This is a genomic window from Stenotrophomonas sp. NPDC077420 (assembly GCF_044543385.1).
GTDB lineage: Bacteria > Pseudomonadota > Gammaproteobacteria > Xanthomonadales > Xanthomonadaceae > Stenotrophomonas.
In genome coordinates this window covers 120,097-137,013 of record NZ_JBITVZ010000004.1, presented here as the reverse complement: position 1 = coordinate 137,013, position 16,917 = coordinate 120,097, and the positions used below count along the sequence as shown (strand labels likewise).

12 protein-coding genes are annotated in these 16,917 nt (G+C 69.4%); 9 read left to right on the top strand and 3 right to left on the bottom strand.

From position 1 onward, the window contains the following. The first annotated feature begins 88 nt into the window (after positions 1-88). Positions 89-886 carry an AraC family transcriptional regulator gene (locus ACIGII_RS05560; RefSeq protein WP_399634523.1) on the top strand — a complete coding sequence of 266 codons (798 nt, stop codon included), beginning with the start codon at positions 89-91 and terminating at the stop codon, positions 884-886. Between the two features lie 172 nt (positions 887-1,058). On the opposite strand, the gene ACIGII_RS05555 is transcribed toward ACIGII_RS05560, so the two are convergent. Beyond that, positions 1,059-2,300 carry an MFS transporter gene (locus tag ACIGII_RS05555; protein ID WP_399634525.1) on the bottom strand — a complete coding sequence of 414 codons (1,242 nt, stop codon included), beginning with the start codon at positions 2,298-2,300 and terminating at the stop codon, positions 1,059-1,061. A 204-nt stretch (positions 2,301-2,504) separates the two neighbouring features. Between ACIGII_RS05555 and ACIGII_RS05550 the strand changes: the two genes are divergently transcribed. Together ACIGII_RS05550 and ACIGII_RS05545 are read left to right on the top strand one after the other, a co-directional pair. Further along, positions 2,505-2,927 (top strand): DUF2231 domain-containing protein, encoded by a 423-nt coding sequence (locus ACIGII_RS05550; protein WP_399634526.1) that lies wholly within the window; start codon positions 2,505-2,507, stop codon positions 2,925-2,927. Positions 2,928-2,974: 47 nt separating this feature from the next. Then, positions 2,975-4,279 (top strand): PQQ-dependent sugar dehydrogenase, encoded by a 1,305-nt coding sequence (locus tag ACIGII_RS05545; RefSeq protein ID WP_399634693.1) that lies wholly within the window; start codon positions 2,975-2,977, stop codon positions 4,277-4,279. 84 nt (positions 4,280-4,363) lie between these two features. Here the strand turns inward: ACIGII_RS05545 and ACIGII_RS05540 are convergent, their stop codons facing one another. Together ACIGII_RS05540 and ACIGII_RS05535 are read right to left on the bottom strand one after the other, a co-directional pair. After that, positions 4,364-5,041: a hypothetical protein gene (locus ACIGII_RS05540; RefSeq protein WP_399634527.1), complete on the bottom strand. Its 678-nt coding sequence runs from the start codon at positions 5,039-5,041 to the stop codon at positions 4,364-4,366. 122 nt (positions 5,042-5,163) lie between these two features. Further along, positions 5,164-5,661: a ferritin-like domain-containing protein gene (locus ACIGII_RS05535; protein WP_399634529.1), complete on the bottom strand. Its 498-nt coding sequence runs from the start codon at positions 5,659-5,661 to the stop codon at positions 5,164-5,166. Positions 5,662-5,824: 163 nt separating this feature from the next. Between ACIGII_RS05535 and xth the strand changes: the two genes are divergently transcribed. The 6 genes from xth to treY all read left to right on the top strand — a co-directional run bounded on the left by xth (position 5,825) and on the right by treY (position 16,915). After that, positions 5,825-6,616, top strand: a complete 792-nt coding sequence (xth, locus tag ACIGII_RS05530) for an exodeoxyribonuclease III (protein WP_399634531.1) — start codon at positions 5,825-5,827, stop codon at positions 6,614-6,616. A 346-nt stretch (positions 6,617-6,962) separates the two neighbouring features. After that, positions 6,963-8,528: a glycogen synthase GlgA gene (glgA, locus tag ACIGII_RS05525; RefSeq protein WP_399634533.1), complete on the top strand. Its 1,566-nt coding sequence runs from the start codon at positions 6,963-6,965 to the stop codon at positions 8,526-8,528. Next, positions 8,525-10,762: a 1,4-alpha-glucan branching protein GlgB gene (gene glgB / locus ACIGII_RS05520; protein WP_399634534.1), complete on the top strand. Its 2,238-nt coding sequence runs from the start codon at positions 8,525-8,527 to the stop codon at positions 10,760-10,762. Before glgA ends, glgB begins: the two co-directional genes overlap by 4 nt. Continuing rightward, a complete protein-coding gene (gene treZ, locus ACIGII_RS05515; protein ID WP_399634536.1) occupies positions 10,759-12,498 on the top strand; it encodes a malto-oligosyltrehalose trehalohydrolase in 1,740 nt (579 codons plus the stop codon). Before glgB ends, treZ begins: the two co-directional genes overlap by 4 nt. Further along, on the top strand, positions 12,495-14,411 hold the full coding sequence (locus ACIGII_RS05510; protein ID WP_399634538.1) for a 4-alpha-glucanotransferase: 1,917 nt from the start codon (positions 12,495-12,497) through the stop codon (positions 14,409-14,411). Before treZ ends, ACIGII_RS05510 begins: the two co-directional genes overlap by 4 nt. Continuing rightward, positions 14,408-16,915, top strand: coding sequence for a malto-oligosyltrehalose synthase (gene treY, locus ACIGII_RS05505; RefSeq protein WP_399634540.1), 2,508 nt, complete (start codon positions 14,408-14,410; stop codon positions 16,913-16,915). The genes ACIGII_RS05510 and treY overlap by 4 nt, the downstream gene beginning before the upstream one ends. The last annotated feature ends 2 nt before the right edge of the window (positions 16,916-16,917 follow it).

Below are 16,917 nucleotides of genomic sequence, written 5' to 3'. Positions count from 1 at the left end.
AGGGTAGGGCGCGCGCCGTGAGTGTGTGGTTGAGTGGCGGCGCGGGCGGGGCTAGAGTTGCGCGGTGGTTGTTTCGCGGTATCTGCCCATGCCTTATCGGAAAAAAGACATCCCGCCGGTCGACGCCGCAGGCCAGCGCCTGCCGCTGGGCCCCGAGTCCGCCGTGCTGTGCCGGGCGCGCGATTACGCCGCCGGCACGGTGATTCCGCTGCACCACCATCCGGACCGCCACCAGCTGGTCTACGCCGCCTCCGGCGTGCTGGTGGTGCAGGCCGGCGCCGGCCGCTGGGTGGTGCCCAGCACGCGCGCGATCTGGATGCCGGCCGGGATCGGCCACAAGGTGAGCTGCATCGGCGCGGTGCGCATGCGCAGCCTGTACATCCTGCCGCAGGCCATCGCCGATGCGCCGCCCAGCGCAGCGACCGTGTCGATCACACCCTTGCTGGCCGAACTGATCGGTGCGGCCGCCATCGTGGAGCAGCCCTACGTTCCGGACTCACGCGACGGCCATCTCATGCAGCTGATCCTGGATGAACTGCAGGCGCTGCCGGTACTGCCACTGCATGTTCCGGAACCGCTCGACCCGCGCCTGCAGCAGATCGCGCAGCACTGGGACGCCACGCCCGACGACGCCTCCACGCTGCAGGACTGGGCCGTCCGCCTCGGCGTGGACGCCAAGACGATCCAGCGCCTGTGCGCTCGCGAACTGCACATGACGTTCGGTCAATGGCGCCAGCAGATCCGGCTCGTCCGCGCCCTCGAACGCCTCGCCCATGGCGAAAAGGTCATCGACGTAGCGCTGTCGCAAGGCTACGCCAGCCCCAGCGCGTTCACCGCCATGTTCAAGAAGCGCTTCGGCCAGCTGCCCAGCCAGTTCTTCCAATAGCGCGAAACATCTGACGCGAAACGATACTGCCCACGGTGGTGCCGACGGAACTGCCGACGATTCTGCTGGCGATTCTGCTGGCGATTCTGCTGAGGATTCTGCCGACGGTACTGCCAACGATTCTGCCAACGATTCTGCCGACGGTAGTGCCGACTGTTAGTCGGCAACTCTGTCACCGCCCGTTGGTCTTCGGCAGAAACGCAGTAACCAACCCCAACAACGGCAGGAACGAAGTGAGGTGATAGACCCACACGATGCCATGGATGTCAGCCAGCTTGCCCAGCCCCGCTGCGCCGATCCCACCGATACCGAACATCAGCCCGAACATGAGCCCGGACACCATCCCCACACGCCCCGGCACCGCTTCCTGCGCGTACACCACCAGCGCCGCAAACGCCGACGACATCACCAGCCCCACGGCAACGGCCAGCACCGCGGTACCCATCAGGTTGGCGTAGGGCAGTGCGAGCGCGAACGGCGCCACGCCCAGGAACGAAATCCAGATCACGGCCTTGCGCCCGATCCGGTCGCCCACCGGCCCGCCCATGAAGGTACCCAACGCGATCGAGGCCAGGAAGATGAAGAGGTACATCTGGCTCTGCTGCACGCTCAGGTGGAAACGTTCAATCAGGTAGAAGGTGAAGTAGTTGGTGATGGAGGCGATGTACACGAACTTGGCGAACATCAGTACCGCGACCACGGCGATGGCCTGCACCACCTTGCCGCGGCTCAGGCCGATGCCATGCGAGCGCGCCAGGCTGTTCATCTTGGCCTGGCCGTGGCGCACGGTCCAACCGGTCAGCCGGAACAGCACGAAGATGGCCACGGCGGCGACCAGCAGGAACCAGCCGATGGCGCGCTGGCCGTGCGGAATCACCACGGCAGCGGCCAGCAGCGGGCCGATGGCCGAGCCGGTATTGCCGCCGACCTGGAAGGTGGACTGGGCGGTTCCGAAACGCCCGCCCGAGGCCGTGCGGGCCACGCGCGAGGCTTCCGGATGGAACGTGGCCGAGCCCACGCCCACCACGGCGGCGGCCAGCAGCAGCATTTCGTAACTGCTGGCCATGGCCATCATGCCGATGCCGACGAAGGTGGCGATCATGCCGGACGGCAGCAGGTACGGCAGCGGGCGCTTGTCCGTATACATGCCCACCCACGGCTGCAGCAGCGAGGCGGTGAACTGGTAGACCAGGGCGATGGTGCCGATCTGCCCGAAGCTCAGCGCGAACTGGCTCTTGAACATCGGGTACACCGCCGGCAGAACCGCCTGGATCATGTCGTTGAGCAGGTGTGCGAAGGCCGCAGCGCCGACGATGCGGATGGCAAAGCCCTGCTGGGCGGCGTCTGCCGCAACGGGCAGTGGCGCGGCAGCAGGGGCGGCAGGCAAAACGGATGACGGGGATTCAGTGCTCATTGGACCAGGTCGACAGCAGCAGCGTTCAAGCGAGGGCGGAAGCGTACGGCGGGCGGGGGCGGCCGTCTCGCGCGATACGGGCGGCCATCGTCGCATTCCGGACAGCCGCATCCTGTGCCGGTTCTGGCGCCGTACATCAAAGCGCCCCTCACGCGCGGGCTGGCACGATGGCCTGCGTTCCCCCACGATCCAAAGGAGACCACCGTGTCCTCAACGCCCGTCGTGACCCGCCATTGGGTCATCCATCCGTTCCATGCTGCCGTGCTCGGCGGTGTGCTGCCGCTGTTCCTGGGCGCACTGCTGGCCGATTACGCTTACTGGAATACCTATGAGATCCAGTGGAGCAACTTCGCCTCCTGGCTGCTGGTCGGGGCGATGGTGATGACCACGCTGGCCCTGCTGTGTGGCCTGGTCGGGCTGGTGCGCGGCAGCCGCACCGGTTTCTACGTCGCGGTGCTCGCGGTTACCTGGATCGTCGGCTTCGTCAATTCGCTGCACCACGCGCGCGATGCCTGGGCGATCATGCCGGGCGCACTGCTGTGGTCGGTCGTTGCCACCGTGCTGGCACTGCTGGCGACCTGGCTGGGTTTCGCCAGCGTCCGTGTCCGCGTCGGAGGTGTCCTGTGAATCGTGCATTCCCCAAGGTACTGTCGCTGTCCGTGCTCGCCGTGGCCATGGCCGCCTGCAGCAGCAAGGCGCCGGACATGAACCAGCTGGGCGCCAGCCCGGAGCTGCCCAAGCCGCACCGCGGCGTCATGCCGGACATGACCATCGCCAAACCCACCGCATGGGGCGACCAGGTGCCGACCGTACCGGCCGGCTTCAAGGTGTCGGCCATCGCCACCGACCTGGCCATCCCGCGCCAGACCCTGGTGCTGCCCAACGGCGACATCCTGGTCGCCGAAGGCCGTGGCGGCAGCGCGCCGAACCTGAAGCCCAAGGATGTCATCGCCGGCAAGATCAAGGCCAAGGGCAATACCCAGGTGAAGAGCGGTAACCGCCTCACCCTGCTGCGCGACGCCGACGGTGACGGTGTGTACGAGCTCAAGACCGTCTTCGCCGACAAGCTCAACGCGCCCTATGGGCTGGCAATGATCGGCAACGCGCTGTATGTGGCCAACCAGGATGCCCTGGTCCGCTTCGATTATGTGGAAGGCCAGACCAAGGCCAGCGGCGCGCCGGTCAAGGTCACCGACCTGCCATCGGCCATCAACCACCACTGGACCAAGTCGCTGGCCGCCAGTGAAGACGGCCGGCATCTGTATGTGGGCATCGGCTCCAACAGCAACATCACCGAACGCGGGATGGCGGTGGAAATCGATCGCGCCCAGGTATGGGAGATCGATGCCGGGACGGGTGCGCACCGCCCTTACGCCACCGGCATCCGCAATCCGACCGCGCTGGCGGTGCAGCCGGGCACCGGTACGCTGTTTGCGGTGGTCAATGAGCGCGACGAGATCGGACCCAACCTGGTGCCGGATTACCTCACCTCGGTGCGCGACGGCGGCTTCTACGGCTGGCCGTACAGCTACTGGGGCAACCACGTCGACCGCCGGGTAATGCCGCAGAATCCGGAAAAGGTGGCTTCGGCCATCGCGCCCGACTACGCGCTGGGCTCGCACGTGGCCGCGCTGGGCGTGGCGTTCTCCAATCCAGCGGTGGGCGGGACCTTCACCGATGGCGTCTTCGTCGGCCAGCACGGCAGCTGGAACCGCAATCCCCCGGTGGGCTACAAAGTGGTGTTCGTGCCGTTCCGTGACGGCAAGCCGGCCGGCGCTGCGATCGACTTCGCGACCGGGTTCCGTGGGGAAGATGGCAAGACCCGCGGGCGGCCGGTCGGGGTGACGGTGGATCCGCGTGGTGCGGTGATCGTGGCCGATGACCTGGCCAACACGATCTGGCGGATTACCCCGGCTGCAGGCGCGACGGTACCCGCGGCAGCGACGCCGGCGGCGGCGCCGGCGGCGCCCGCGCAGTAACCAAGCGCCCTTTGCGCGCCTGTGGCCGGAGGTCGCAGGCGCGCCTGGCGGCGCCGCACGGCGTGGCGCCATGCAGTGCCGCGGTCATCGCACCCAATGCACGGCGTCGAGCGCGCTGGCCAGCGCCTGCCTGGCCTCGCGCTGGCTGAAAGGCGGCTCGCGCGGCGGGTCGTACACCTCCGGTCGGGTTCCGGCCACGACCAGGTCCACGGCGTAGCAGCGGCCATGCTGCACGGCCCGGTAACTCTCTGCCGACACGTAATGGCTCATTGCCGCGTCGCCGGCGCTGAAATGGGTGAACGGCACGCCATCGATCTGCACCGTGTCAGCCGCACTGCCTGCTTCAGCCGGCACGTCCAGGCATTGCCGTACGGCAACGCCATCGTCGCTGCGCCCCAGCCGAAGCTCCGCGGCCGTCACCGCGTTGGAGCCGTCCAGTACCAGCGCTGCCAGCGGGATGCCGACGCTGCCCGAAGGGGCGAACAGTTTCCAGCTGTCCAGTGCCAGATAGCTGCGGCTGAAATCCCGGCGCAGCTGCATGCCGGGAACCGCATCCAGCGCGATGCCGGGGGCGGTCTCGGCAAATGCCGCGGCCGCGGAGGCCGGTGCCTGTCCGTTCACCGCAGCCGCCTTCGCCGCCCCCGGATCGGCGCCGCTGGGCGGCGCGAGCGTGGAGGTCGCTGGCTCACGGCTGCAGCCAGCGGCCGCCCCGGTTGCAATGGCGATGGCGATCAGCAGCGATGTGCACGGCGTGCAGGGCATGGGTGACACCAGGACGTGGAGTCACGCCAGCATGCGCCAGACCGGGTTGCATGAAGTGAAAGACGGCAGCACCCAGGTGCCGCCGTCTGCGCGGAACGCGGAAGGACGTCGCCGTTCCGGCGTCAAGCCGCCTCGGCTGCCTGCGCATTGCCGCCGGATTTTGCGATCAGGGTGAGCTTTTCGTCGGTTGCCTTCTCTTCTTCCAGTGTTTCCAGCAGCAGCGGCAGGGCGTCCTTGTAGCCGAGCTGCTTGGCCAGCGCGGCGATGGTGCCGTACGACGCGATCTCGTAGTGCTCCACCTTCTGCGCACCGCCGATCAGGGCGGCATCGCGGACCGGACCCTTTTCCACTTCCTCGATCACTTCCTTGCCTTCCTCGACCAGGCCTTCCATCGCCGCACACTTGATGCGCTTCAGTTTGATCCCCAGTACATCGACGACCTGGTCGATGCGCTCTATCTGGCCCTGGGTTTCTTCAAGGTGGGTTTCAAACGCGGTGACCAGTTCGGGATTGGTCGCGGCGCGGGCAAGGCGGGGCAGGGCCTTGGTCAACTGCTTCTCGGCGCTGTAGATATCGGACAGTTCATGGATGAACAGGTCTTCCAGGGTCTTGACGGCCATCAGGCGGATCTCGTGGTGGGGATGGAGGCGCCAGCGTGGACCGTGCGCCGTAAACAGCGCGACGCGTCGGCGTGAAGGGTTCCGCGAGCGGGATGTGATGCCGCTCTTGACGCAGCAGGGAACCGACGCGCCGATACTGTGCGTCCACTGCAGGAGCACCGCCATGGCCCGGCGCAGACGGCTGAAAATCGCCACCTTCAACGTCAATGGCATCAATGCCAGGCTGCCGCACCTGCTGGCATGGCTGCAGCGCGAGCAGCCGCATATCGTCGCCCTGCAGGAGCTCAAGGCCAGCCAGGAGCAGTTTCCGGAAGCGGAGATCCGTGACGCCGGATATGGCTGCATCTGGCACGGCCAGCGCTCATGGAACGGCGTGGCCCTGCTGGCGCGGGGCCAGGACCCCATCGAGAGCCGGCGCGGCCTGCCCGGCGACCGCAGCGATGACCAGAGCCGTTATCTGGAGGCAGCCGCACACGGGGTCCTGGTAGGCGGCCTGTACCTGCCCAACGGCAATCCCCAGCCCGGACCGAAGTTCGACTACAAGCTCAAGTGGATGCAGCGGCTGCACCGGCACGCGCGCAGCCTGGTAGCCCTTCCGCACCCGGTGGCGCTGATCGGCGATTTCAACGTGGTGCCGACCGACCATGACATCTACGACCCTACCTCATGGCGCCGCGATGCGTTGCTGCAGCCCGAGGTCCGCCAGGCCTACGCAGACCTGCTTGCCCAGGGGTGGGTCGACAGCGTGCGCCAGGTGCACGGACAGGCACAGGTGTTCACCTTCTGGGACTACTTCCGCCAGCACTTCGCGCGCGATCGTGGCCTGCGCATCGACCACCTGCTGTTGAATCCGGTGCTGGCCCCTGGCCTGAAGTCGGCCGGCGTGGATCGATGGGTGCGCGGCCTGGAAAAAGCCAGCGATCACGCGCCCACCTGGATCGAAGTGCTCGCGTAGGGACACCCCACGGGTGTCCATCACAGCGTATCCAAGATAAAAAAGATCACAGTTCGACGCGAACCGTGAAGCCTTCAGCTTTGCGCGTCCCGTTCGACAACGCACCGCCACATCAGCAGTTCCGCGCATGTGCATATGCCATCGTGGCATCAGCCTGCACGCGCCGTCGCCGCAGGGAGGGCGCACAGTGGGGTCGCACGACGGCCAGGTCACGGCACTGTCGTAACGAATTCACACGTTGTTTATTCGGCACACAGGTAGATTCCATTCAGGGCTTACCCCCACCAGCTTGCGGCGCAATGCAGGCAAGCGGCCCCCACCGCGTCACACCTCTGAGATTGCCCCCATGTCGCCTCCGCGTCTGTCTGCTGTTCCTGCGATTCCGCTCGCACCTGCTGCCGAACGCAGCGACCGTGGTATCCGTGTCACCCGGCCGCCGAAGCTGCGCGCGGTGGAAGGCGGCGGGGCCTCTTCGCAGATCCGCATCGACCGTGCCCGCCGGGTACTGTTCGTGACCTCGGAGATGGCCGACTACATCAAGGCCGGTGGCCTGGGCGATGTGGCGGCGTCGCTGCCGCGCGCGTTGCGCGGGCGTTCGGACGTGCGCGTGCTGATTCCCGGCTACGACGATGTCATTGCCCGCACCCCGGACCTGCGCCTGGTTGGGCGGGTTCCGGCCCGTGCCGGCATTCCGGCCTGCGACATCGGTGAAGCGACCCTGGCCGACGGCCTGCCGGTGCTTGTGCTGGTCTGCCCGGCGCTGTTCCAGCGCGGCGGCAGCCCGTATGTGGACGGCAGCGGCCAGGACTGGAGCGATAACGCGATCCGGTTTGCCGCGCTGTCGCGCGCAGCCGCGGTGATCGCCTGCGGCAGCGCCGGCCTGGACTGGCAACCCGAGCTGCTGCACCTGAACGACTGGCCGTGCGCGTTGGCCGCGGCGTACCTGCGCTGGTACGGGTCGGAGGTGCCGGCACTGCTGACCATCCACAACCTGGCCTACCAGGGCCTGTTCCCGGTCGAACTGGCCGACGCGCTCGGCATTTCCCAGCCGCAGGCGGAGAGCATGCTCTTCCATGGTCGGCTGTCGTTCCTGCAGGCCGGCATCGTGCACGCCGACCAGGTGAACACGGTCAGCGTCAGCTACGCACGCCAGATCACCGGGCCGGAACAGGGCTGCGGACTGGACACGCTGCTCTCTGGCCATGCCGCCAGCGGTCGGCTCAGTGGCATCGTCAATGGCATCGACAACAGCTGGGACCCGCGTACCGACCTGCACCTGAGCGACCACTTCGACCTGCACCGCTGGGAGGGTCGGGTGGCGAACAAGCGTCGCGTGCAGCGTGCGCTGGGCCTGCCCCACGGCGACGGTCCGATGTTCGCGGTGGTCTCCCGGCTGGTCCACCAGAAGGGCCTGGACCTGAGCTGCGCGGTGGCCCATCAGATCGCGGCGGCCGGCGGCCAGCTGGCCATCATCGGCGGCGGTGACCCGCGCATCGAGGCCGAGGTGGCCGCGCTGTCGCGGCGGTTCCCCTCCGCGGTCGGTGTCTACCCGGGCTTCGATGAAAGCCTCGCGCGGAAGATGTTTGCCGGTGCGGATTTCCTGTTGATGCCGTCGCGCTTCGAGCCCTGCGGGCTGAGCCAGATGTACGCGCAGCGCTTCGGCTGCCTGCCGATCGCCCACGCCACCGGCGGCCTGATCGACACCATCGAGGACGGCGTGACCGGCCTGCTGTTCGATTCGGCCGACGCCGATTCGCTGCGCCGCTGCGTGCAGCGCGCGTTCCGCACCTACCGGCTTCCCGGCCTGCTCTCGGCCATGCGGCGCGCGGCGATGCTGCGTCCCAGCAGCTGGGAACAGGCGGGCTCGCATTATCTGAATCTCTATGACCGTGCGCTGGAGAAGCGCGCATGAGCGAAGACATCCTCAACGAGGTGGACGCACCCCTGCCCGACACCACCGACCTGCTGCCGGGCACGCCGGCGCCGCTGGACCCGGCGCTGTCGGCGCTGGTGGCCGGACACCCGTGCGACGCCTTCGCGCTGCTGGGGCTGCATCGTGAAGGAGCGCGCTGGCGGCATACCGTGTTCCTGCCGGGTGCGACCCGGGTGGACGCAGCGCTCGCCCAGGGCGGCTGGCGGGCCATGCAGCCAACCGCGCTGGAGGGGCTGTTCCAGCTGGACACGGACCGCCGTGGCACGGGCCTGCTGCGGATCCACTGGCCCGACGGCGTGCAGGAAATCGAAGATGCCTACGCCTTTGGTACCCAACTGGCCGACACCGAACTGCAGGCGCTGCGCCAGGGCGACCCCGACGCCGCGCGGCGTTCGCTGGGTGCGGTCACCGCGGAAAGCGACGGCATCCCCGGGGTCCGCTTTACGGTGTGGGCGCCCACGGCCAGCCGGGTAGCGGTGGTCGGCGACTTCAACGGGTGGGATACCCGCCGGCATCCGATGCGCCTGCGCCATGATGCCGGGGTGTGGGAGCTCTTCCTGCCGCGGGTCAAGGCCGGCGCGCGCTATAAATTCGCGCTCACCGCTGCCGATGGGCGCTCCCTGGTGTTGAAGGCCGACCCGATGGCGCGCGCCTGCGAACTGCCGCCGGATACCGCATCGCGCGTGTCAGCGCCGTGTGCCCACCGTTGGGAAGATGCGGCGTGGATGCGGGCACGCGCGCGTGCGGGCGACCAGGCGATCTCGGTCTATGAGGTGCATGCCGGCTCGTGGCGACACGACGCGCAGGGCCGGGCACTGGACTGGAAGGCACTGGGCGATCAGCTCATTCCGTATGTCAGCGCGCTGGGGTTCACCCATATCGAGCTGCTGCCGGTGAGCGAACATCCGTTTGGCGGTTCCTGGGGCTACCAGCCGCTGGGGCTGTACGCGCCGACCGCGCGCTATGGGCGACCGCAGGATTTCGCCGCGTTCGTGGACCGCTGCCATCGCGCCGGGCTGGGCGTGATCGTGGACTGGGTGGGGGCGCACTTCCCGACCGACGCGCACGGCATGAACCGGTTCGACGGGACCGCGCTGTACGAGCACGACGATCCGCGCCTGGGCCTGCATCCGGACTGGAACACGCTCATCTACAACTACGGCCGCGCCGAAGTGGCCGCGTTCCTGATCGGCAGCGCGCTGGAATGGATCGAGCGTTTCCACGTCGATGGCCTGCGCGTGGATGCGGTGGCGTCGATGCTGTACCGCGACTACAGCCGCGCCGAAGGCGAATGGCTGCCCAACATCAATGGCGGCCGCGAGAACCTGGAGGCCGTGGCCTTCCTGCGCCAGTTGAACGACGCCATCCGTGCGCGGTTCCCCGACGTGCTGGTGATGGCCGAAGAGTCGACCGCATGGCCGGGCGTGACCGCGCCCACCGCCGCCCACGGGCTGGGTTTCAGCCACAAATGGAACATGGGCTGGATGCACGACACCCTGGCCTATCTGGGACGCGACCCGATCCACCGCGGCCACCACCATGGCGAGATGACCTTCAGCGCCCTGTACGCCTTCAGCGAGCGCTTCATCCTGCCGCTGTCGCACGACGAAGTGGTACACGGCAAAGGCTCGCTGCTGACCAAGATGCCGGGCGACCGCGCGCAGCAGCTGGCCAACCTGCGCGCCTGCTACGGCTTCATGTGGGCGCACCCCGGCAGCAAACTGCTGTTCATGGGCGGTGAGTTCGCGCAGCCGGCCGAATGGAACCACGATGCATCGCTGGACTGGGACACCGCCGCGCAGCCCGCGCACGCGGGCGTGGCGCGCCTGGTGGGTGACCTCAACCGGTTGCTGCAGCAGGAGCCCAGCCTGCGCCTGGCCAACGACAACGAGGCCGGTTTCGAGTGGAGCGTCAGCGACGACCACCGCAACAGTGTGCTGGCGTTCGTGCGACATGCGCCGGACGGTGCCGGACGCTCGACCCTGGTGGTGTGCAACTTCACCCCGGTCGCCCGCCACGATTACCTGCTGGGCGTGCCGTCGGCCGGTGACTGGGTGGAAATCCTCAATACCGACAGCGCCCACTACGGCGGCGGCAACCTGGGCAACGCCGGCCGCGTCGCCACGCGTGCCCGCGCCATGCACGGACATGCGCAGTGCCTGCCGCTGACGTTGCCACCGCTCTCGGTGATTTACCTGCAGGCGGCGGAATGAGCGTGGAGGTAGCGCGTTGGGGTGCCCATGAGGGCGAGCGGGGACACTGGCAGTTTGCAACATGGGCGCCGGCGGCACGGTCACTGGAGCTGCTGCTGGAAGCGCACGCACTGCCGATGCAGCCGACCGGCGACGGCTGGTTCCAGCTGTCCACCGCCGCCGCGCCCGGCATGCGCTACCGTTTTCGCATCGATGGTGACGTCGCGCTGGCCGATCCCGCCGCGCGCGCCCAGCCCGAGGGCCTGTTCGGGCCGAGTGCACTGCTGCGCGACGACTTCGTCTGGCAGCATCACGCGTGGCGCGGGCGTCCGTGGCGCGAGGCGGTGATCTACGAGGTGCACGTGGGGGCGGCCGGTGGCTCCTACGACGCGCTGCGCGCGCAGCTGCCCCACCTGGCGGCGCTGGGCTTCACCGCGATCGAGCTGATGCCGCTGGCCACCTTTCCCGGCACGCGCAACTGGGGCTACGACGGGGTACTGCCGTTCGCACCGGCGGCGGCCTACGGCACGCCCGACGCGTTGAAGGCCTTGGTGGATGCCGCGCATGGCCTGGGCCTGATGGTGCTGCTGGACGTGGTGTACAACCACTTCGGTCCGGATGGCAACGTGCTGTCGACGCTGGCGCCGGCGTTCTTCCGCGAAGCGGTGCACACCCCCTGGGGCGCGGCGGTGGATTTCCGCCGGCCCGAGGTGCAGGCCTACTTCATCGACAACGCACTGATGTGGCTGCAGGAATACCGGTTCGACGGGCTGCGCCTTGATGCGGTGCATGCCATCCATCCGCCAGCCTTCCTGGACACCCTGCGCCAGCGGGTGCGCGACGCGCTTCCGGATCGCGAGGTGGCGCTCATCCTTGAAAACGAGCGCAACGAAGCCTCCCTGCTGGCCCGGGGCTTCACCGCGCAGTGGAACGACGATTTCCACAATGCGCTGCATGCACTGTTGACCGGCGAACACGAAGGCTACTACCGCGACTTCGCCGACGCGCCGCTGCAGCGCCTGGTCCGGGTGCTGGCCGAAGGGTTTGCCTGGCAGGGTGAGGTCAACCACAGCGGGCAGGCACGGGGCGAGCCCAGCGCCGGGCTTTCGCCACGCCAGTTCGTGGTGTTCGCGCAGAACCATGACCAGATCGGCAATCGGGCCCAGGGAGAACGACTGGTGCAACTGGCCGGGCCTCGGCGGGCCGCGCTGGCCACGGCGCTGACCGCGCTGACACCGATGATTCCCCTGTTCTTCCTCGGTGAGCCCTGGGGCGCGCGGACGCCCTTCCTGTTCTTCACCGATCATCGCGCGCCGCTGGACGCGCAGGTGCGCGAAGGTCGGCGTGCGGAGTTCGCGCACTTCAGCAGCTTCCGCGATGAGGATCGTCGCCAGCGCATCCCCGATCCGAACGCGCCCGCCACGTTCGCGCAATCGCGCAGCGCCTGGCCGTCGCACGAGGACGCCGACGCCGTGGCCGGGCTGCGCTGGTTCGCCCAGCTGCTGTCCGTACGTGCCGACTACCTCACGGCGGACGGTGAGGTGCGCTCGCTCGGGGCCGAGCAGGTCGCCCCCGCCGCGTTGCGTGCGGGCTGGCAGCTGCCGGGCGCGCAGTGGTGGATCGGGTTCAACAGCGGCGACGCGCCCGCGGCGGTCTCGCTGCCACCGGGAAAGGAAGTGTTCCGGCTGGGCGAACCCCTGCTGGACGGCCGGCTGGCACCGGACAGCCTGTGCGCCGTCTTCGTGGAGACGCCATGAACAGCATGCCTTCGCTTGCCGACGTGGCCGACGCGGCGGGCGTGCTGGTCCGCTGGACCGACGTGGCAGGCCAGCCGCAACGCGTCGCCGATGGCGCGCTGGCGGCCATCCTCGCGCGCCTGGGGCTGTCCGTCACCACGCCCGCCCAACGACGCGAGTCACTGCACTGGCTGGCGTCGCACCAGCACCCCGGCCCGCTGCGCACCGCCGTTGAACGCGAGCGCGTCATCGTGGGCCCGGCCGACGCGGCCTGCGTCTGGGTGCATGAGGATGGCAGCAGCGAATCGACCCGCACCGATGCGGCCGGGGGCGTGGACGCGCCGGCGCGGCCGGGATACTGGTCGGTCGCATGCGCGGGCCAGGTGCAGCAGGTCGCGGTGGCGCCGGCACGCTGCTTTGGCGTGGACGACGCGCTCGGCGCGGAGGCGCATGCCTGGGGGCTGGTGCTGCAGCCGTACGCAGCCCGCCACCCGCACGATGCAGGCATCGGCGATACCGCTGCCTGCGCGGCGTGGGCCGACCACGCCGCGGCGGCCGGCGCCGACGCTCTGGCGCTGGGCCCGGTGCATGCCGCAAACGCGATCGACCCCTTGTACAGCCCGTATTCGCCGGGCGACCGGCGCTACCTCGAGGCCCTCTACGCGGCACCGGTGGCGGTATTCGGTGAGTGCGCCCTGCAGGTCCTGGACACGCATCCAACCCTGCGCGCGGAGCTCGACCGGTTGCGCAATGCCGACCTGATCGACTGGCCGGCGGTAGCGTCGGCCAAATGGTCGTGGCTCGCCGAGGTACAGCGCGCGTCTGCCGACGATGCGGCCACCCGCGCCGCGCTGCAGCGCTTCGTCGACCAGGGCGGCAGCGATCTTGCAGCGCACGTTGCCTTCATGCACGCACGCCTGGCGCTGCCGGCGCCGCTGTATCTGTTTGGGCAGTGGCTGGTCAGCTGCGGTTGGCAGCAGGCGCAGCAGAAGGCGTTGGCCAGCGGCATGCGGCTGGGGCTGATCGCCGACCTTGCCGTGGGTTTCGACCCGTACGGCGCCGAGGCCGCCGCAGGCGCCAGCGCGTGCCTGCGCGGGCTGGTGCTGGGCGCACCGCCGGATGCGTTCTGCTCTGCGGGGCAGGTCTGGGGGGTCAGCAGCTACGCACCGCTGGGCCTGCAGGCGCAGGGCTTTGCGCCGTTCATCGCGCTGCTGCGGGCGGTGATGCGCGACCGCGGCGGCATCCGCGTCGACCATATCCTCGGCTGGCAGCGCCTCTGGGTGGTGCCGGAGGGGGCCGATGCGGGGCAGGGTGCCTATCTGCGGTATCCGCTGCGTGACCTGCTGAACCTGGTGGCGATCGAATCGTGGCGGCATCGCTGCATCGTCATCGGCGAAGACCTGGGCGTGGTGCCACCGGGCATCCGCCAGACCCTGGCCGCGCGAGGCGTGCTGGGAATGGATGTACTGGCGTTCTCGCGCGGTGAAGACGGCCGCTTCCTGGCGCCGGCGCAGTGGCGCGCCGAGGCGGTGGCGATGACCGGGACCCACGACCTGCCCACGCTGGTGGGCTGGCGCCGCGGTCTCGACCTGGGCTGGCGGCATCGCCTGGGCGAGCTCGACACGGCGGGACTCAAGCGCGAAACCACGGCAAGGCGTGCGGACGTGGTGCTGCTGGATACCGCGCTGGGCGAGGGCGTGCTGGAGGAGGACGACGCGCGTCGCGCCGCGCTGGCCTTCGTCGCCTCCGGTCCCAGCGCACTGGCGCTGCTGCCGGTGGAAGACGCGCTGGGCTTGGCAGAGCAGGTCAACCTGCCGGGAACGGTCGGCAGCCATCCGAACTGGCGCCAGCGGCTGCCACGCGAAGGCTGCGGGCAGACCCTGCACACCTCAATGGCGGCCTTCGCGGGCGCACGTGCGCGGGTGCCGGCATGAGCCGCGTGCGCGCCACCGCCCGGCTGCAGCTGCATGCCGGATTTACCCTGGACGACGCCACCGGCCAGGTGGATTACTACGCCGCGCTCGGGATCAGCCATCTGTACCTGTCGCCGATCTGGCGCGCCGTTCCCGGCTCCACCCATGGTTACGATGTGGTCGACCCCGGGGTCGTCAATCCGGAACTGGGGGGCGAGGCCGCGCTGCGGGCGCTGTCGGCGGCGGCGCGCGCGCACGGTATGGGGCTGGTGCTGGACATCGTGCCCAACCACATGGCCGCGCACGCCGACAACCGATGGTGGTGGGACGTGCTGTCGCACGGCCGGGGCAGCGATTACGCGCACTGGTTCGACATCCAGTGGCACGCGCCCCTGGCACACGGCCGGCTGCTGCTGCCGGTGCTCGACCGGCCGCTGCAGGCCGCGCTGGAGCAGGGCGCGCTGCAGATTGACCGGGGGGACGGCGCACCGACGCTCCTGCACCAAGACACCCGGCTGCCGCTGGCACCCGGCAGCGACCCATCGGGCGCGGACCTGCACGCCGTGCTGGACGGGCAGGCCTACCAGCCGATCTGGTGGCGGCTTGGCGATGACCGCATCAATTACCGGCGCTTCTTCACCATCACCTCGCTGGTCGGGCTGCAGGTGCAGCACCCGGACGTGTTCGAGGCCGTGCACCGTCTGCCACTGGCGTTGCTGGCCGAGGGTGTGATCGACGGCCTGCGCGTGGACCATGTCGATGGCCTGGCCGATCCGCAGGCCTACCTGCTGCGGCTGCGCGAGGCGATGGACGCTGCCGGAAGCGGACGGGAACGGCCGGCCCTGTTGTGGGTGGAGAAGATCCTGGCACCGGACGAAGCGCTGCCGCCGGAATGGCCCTGCGACGGCACCACCGGCTACGATTTCATGGACCAGGTCGGGGCCTGGCTGCATCACCCGGCCGGCGAGACGGTGCTGGCGCAGCAGTGGCAGGAGCGCAGCGGGCGACCGGCGCGCTTTTCCAGCGAAGAGCGGCTGGCGCGGCAGGACGTGCTGGAAGGCGGCCTGCGCAGCGAAAGCGACGCGCTGCTGCGCCTGTTGCTGGGCATCGAACGGCGCAGCGTGGCCGCGCCCGCACGCTACGGTCGCGCGGTCATGGCGCGCGCCCTGGCCGCGCTGCTGGTGCGGTTTCCGGTGTACCGCAGCTACGCCACCGACCATGCCACCCGCGCGGCCGATCGCGCGCACTGGGACACCGCACTGGACGGCCTGGCGCGCGAGGAGCGGGCCGATACGGTGCTGGCCGCGCAGTGGATTGCCACGCGTTTCTGGGCAGAGGAAACCGATGGCCGGGCACGCGTCGGACAGGCCAGGCTGCGGCGGCGCTTCCAGCAGCTCAGCGCGCCCCTCAACGCCAAGGCGGTCGAGGACCGTGCCTTCTACCGGTACGGGGTCCTGCTGTCGCGCAACGAAGTGGGCAGCCGGCCGGACCACTTCGCCTTGTCCAGCCGCGCCCTGCACACGCGTGCGCTGATGCGCGCGCGCACGCACCCGCAGGCGATGCTGGCCACCGCCACCCATGACCACAAGCGCGGTGAAGACAGCCGGGCGCGGTTGGCGGTGCTGTCCGAGCAACCGCGCTGGTGGCTGCGGCAGACCCGTGCGCTGGAGCGCAGTGCCCAGCGGATCGGCCTGGCCCTGCCGCCGCCGGCGGTGCTGGCGATGCTGTGGCAGACCCTGCTGGGTGCCTGGCCGACGCAGGGGCTGGACGACGCAGGGGCCTTCGCCGGTCGCATCGTAGCGTGGCAGCGCAAGGCACTGCGCGAGGGCGACCTGTGGTCGTCGTGGACCGACCCCGACCACGCGTTCGAAGCACGCCAGGAGGCATTCATCCGTGGCCTGCTCACCCATCCCGCCGCGGCGCCGGTGCGCCGCACGCTGGACCAGGCCGTGCAGCACGTAGCTGCCGCCGGTGCCCGCAACGCGCTGGCCCAACTGACGCTGCGCCTGACCCTGCCGGGCGTGCCGGACCTGTACCAGGGCACCGAGGGGTGGGACCTGTCGCTGGTCGACCCCGACAACCGGCGCCCGGTGGACTACGCACGTCGCCGCGCCTGGCTGCACGATCCGCGCCCCTGGCCGCAGCTGCTGGCGCAGTGGCAGGACGGCGTGGTCAAGGCGCGCTTGCTGCAGCTGCTGCTGGCGGTGCGCCGCACCGACCCGGCGCTGTTTGCCGAGGGCGACTACCACCCGCTGCATGCAGACCGCGAGGTGGCGATGCTGGCGTTCCTGCGCAGCACCCCGACCGCGCGGCTGCTGGTGGCGGTGGCCCACCACAGCGGTGCACAACCTGCGCGACAGGGTGCGGCGCTGTCCGACGCGCACTGGCGGGGCGCCACGCTCGCGGTGCCACGCGGACGCTATCGCAATCTCCTGACCGGCGCGGTACTCACAAGCGACGGTTCCCCCACGCGACTGCGGCAGCTGTTCGACGGCAGCCCGGTGGCGATCTACACGACCTGGTAAGA

Bases quoted from the DNA above. Each gene is read 5' to 3' on its own strand.
- ACIGII_RS05560 (WP_399634523.1), top strand. From the start codon at position 89: ATGCCTTATCGGAAAAAAGACATCCCGCCGGTCGACGCCGCAGGCCAG.
- ACIGII_RS05555 (WP_399634525.1), bottom strand. From the start codon at position 2,300: ATGAGCACTGAATCCCCGTCATCCGTTTTGCCTGCCGCCCCTGCTGCC.
- ACIGII_RS05545 (WP_399634693.1), top strand. From the start codon at position 2,975: ATGGCCGCCTGCAGCAGCAAGGCGCCGGACATGAACCAGCTGGGCGCC.
- ACIGII_RS05540 (WP_399634527.1), bottom strand. From the start codon at position 5,041: ATGCCCTGCACGCCGTGCACATCGCTGCTGATCGCCATCGCCATTGCA.
- ACIGII_RS05535 (WP_399634529.1), bottom strand. From the start codon at position 5,661: ATGGCCGTCAAGACCCTGGAAGACCTGTTCATCCATGAACTGTCCGAT.
- xth (WP_399634531.1), top strand. From the start codon at position 5,825: ATGGCCCGGCGCAGACGGCTGAAAATCGCCACCTTCAACGTCAATGGC.
- glgA (WP_399634533.1), top strand. From the start codon at position 6,963: ATGTCGCCTCCGCGTCTGTCTGCTGTTCCTGCGATTCCGCTCGCACCT.
- glgB (WP_399634534.1), top strand. From the start codon at position 8,525: ATGAGCGAAGACATCCTCAACGAGGTGGACGCACCCCTGCCCGACACC.
- treZ (WP_399634536.1), top strand. From the start codon at position 10,759: ATGAGCGTGGAGGTAGCGCGTTGGGGTGCCCATGAGGGCGAGCGGGGA.
- ACIGII_RS05510 (WP_399634538.1), top strand. From the start codon at position 12,495: ATGAACAGCATGCCTTCGCTTGCCGACGTGGCCGACGCGGCGGGCGTG.
- treY (WP_399634540.1), top strand. From the start codon at position 14,408: ATGAGCCGCGTGCGCGCCACCGCCCGGCTGCAGCTGCATGCCGGATTT.